At 72.6% G+C, this 1,710-nt stretch carries 2 protein-coding genes; both read left to right on the forward strand.

All coding sequences use genetic code 11. The features are described from left to right. Window positions 1-444: protein kinase domain-containing protein (locus AB0C29_RS47015; RefSeq protein ID WP_360834695.1), on the forward strand; the 444-nt coding region annotated here is incomplete at its 5' end. Next, the coding region (locus tag AB0C29_RS47020) for a cation:proton antiporter (RefSeq protein ID WP_360834698.1) at window positions 441-1,710 on the forward strand (1,270 nt) is incomplete at its 3' end. The genes AB0C29_RS47015 and AB0C29_RS47020, both read left to right, overlap by 4 nt.

A 1,710-nucleotide genomic window follows, 5' to 3' on the forward strand; every position in this document is an offset into this window, starting at 1 on the left:
GCGGCCGCGGCCCTGCACGCCGCCGGCATCGCGCACCGGGACATCAAACCCGGCAACGTACTGCTGCATCCCGACGGCGGGAAGCTGTCCGATCTGGGCCTGTCGCAGGTCTTCACCGAAGGGGTCACGGTCACCGGGATGGGGGCCCTCGACGCGATCGAGTACGTCGACCCCGCCCTGCTGCTGGGCGGGCCCCCCGGCCCGGCGACCGACGTGTGGTCGCTGGGCGTCCTCCTGCACCGGGTGGTCAGTGGTGCCGGCGTCTACGGTGACCTGCCGGAATCCGACGGTCTGCTGGCTCTGCGCCGGATCCTGTCCACCCCGCCCCGGGTCAGTGACACGCTGCCGGCCCCGATCGCCGCCCTGGTGCGGGACTGCCTCGGCCCGGCGGCAGAACGGCCCTCCGCCACCACCGTGGCCGACCGGATCGAGGCGCTGCCGTGACCTCGCACGCCGTGGGTCAGCTCCTGCTCGGGCTGGCGGTCATCATCGTGCTGGCCCGGGCGCTGGGCGCGCTGGCCCGCAAGGCCGGCCAGCCGCCGGTCGTCGGGGAGATCATCGCCGGGATCCTGATCGGCCCGAGCATCTTCGGCACCCTGGTCAGCGACCGGTTCTTCCCGGTCGACATCCGGCCCGCGCTGGCCGGACTGGCCAACGTCGGCCTGGTGCTGTTCATGTTCATCGTCGGCTACGAGCTGGACCAGACTCTGGTCCGCGGGCGGCAGCGGATCGCGGCGAGCGTCTCGATCGGCTCCATCCTGGCCCCGCTCGGGCTGGGGGCCGCGCTGGCGTGGTGGCTGGCCGATCGCCACGGCGTGACCGACGTCCTGCCGTTCGCCCTGTTCATCGGCGCCGCGATGGCGGTCACCGCGTTCCCTGTCCTGGCCCGCATCGTGGCGGACCGGGGCCTGGTCCGTTCCGAGGTGGGCGGTCTCGCGCTGGCCAGCGCGGCCGTGGACGACGTGATCGCGTGGTCGCTGCTCGCCGTGGTGGTGGCGGTCGGCACGGCTGACGGCAGCCTGCCCTGGCACGTGCTCGCGGTGGCCCCGTACCTGTTCGTCATGTTCCGCTGGGTCCGGCCGTTGCTGCGGCGCCTGGCCGCGGCCCGGGAGCGGGCCGGTCGGTTGACCCCCGACGTCCTCGCCGTGATTCTCATCGGGCTGCTGGTCTCCTGCTACCTCACCGAGATCATGGGGCTGCACGCGATCTTCGGCGCGTTCGTGTTCGGCGCGGTGATGCCCCGGGCCGGCGGTGAGGCGTTGCGCCACGAGATCCTCGAACGCCTCGAGCAGGTCAGCGTGCTCCTGCTGCTGCCGGTGTTCTTCGTGGTCGCCGGGCTGCAGGTCGACCTGTCCACGGTCGGCGGTGGCGCGCTGCTCGAGCTGGCGCTGATCCTGGTGGTCGCCATCGGCGGCAAGTTCGCCGGCGCCTACGCCGGTGCCCGGCTGAACCGCGTCGGTGCCCGGCAGGCCGGGGCGCTGGCGACGCTGATGAACACCCGGGGCCTGACCGAGATCGTCATCCTCTCCGTCGGGCTGCAACTGGCCATCATCGATCAGCAGATCTTCTCCATGATGGTCGTCATGGCGCTGGTCACCACCGTGATGGCGGGCCCGTTGCTGGCACTGATCTACCCGCGGCGGGTGCTGGAGCGCGACATCGCCCAGGCCGAGCGGGCCGCGCTGGGCGGTGCCGCGGGGTACCGGGCCC

Source organism: Actinoplanes sp. NPDC048791 (genome assembly GCF_040650095.1).
Lineage (GTDB): Bacteria > Actinomycetota > Actinomycetes > Mycobacteriales > Micromonosporaceae > Actinoplanes.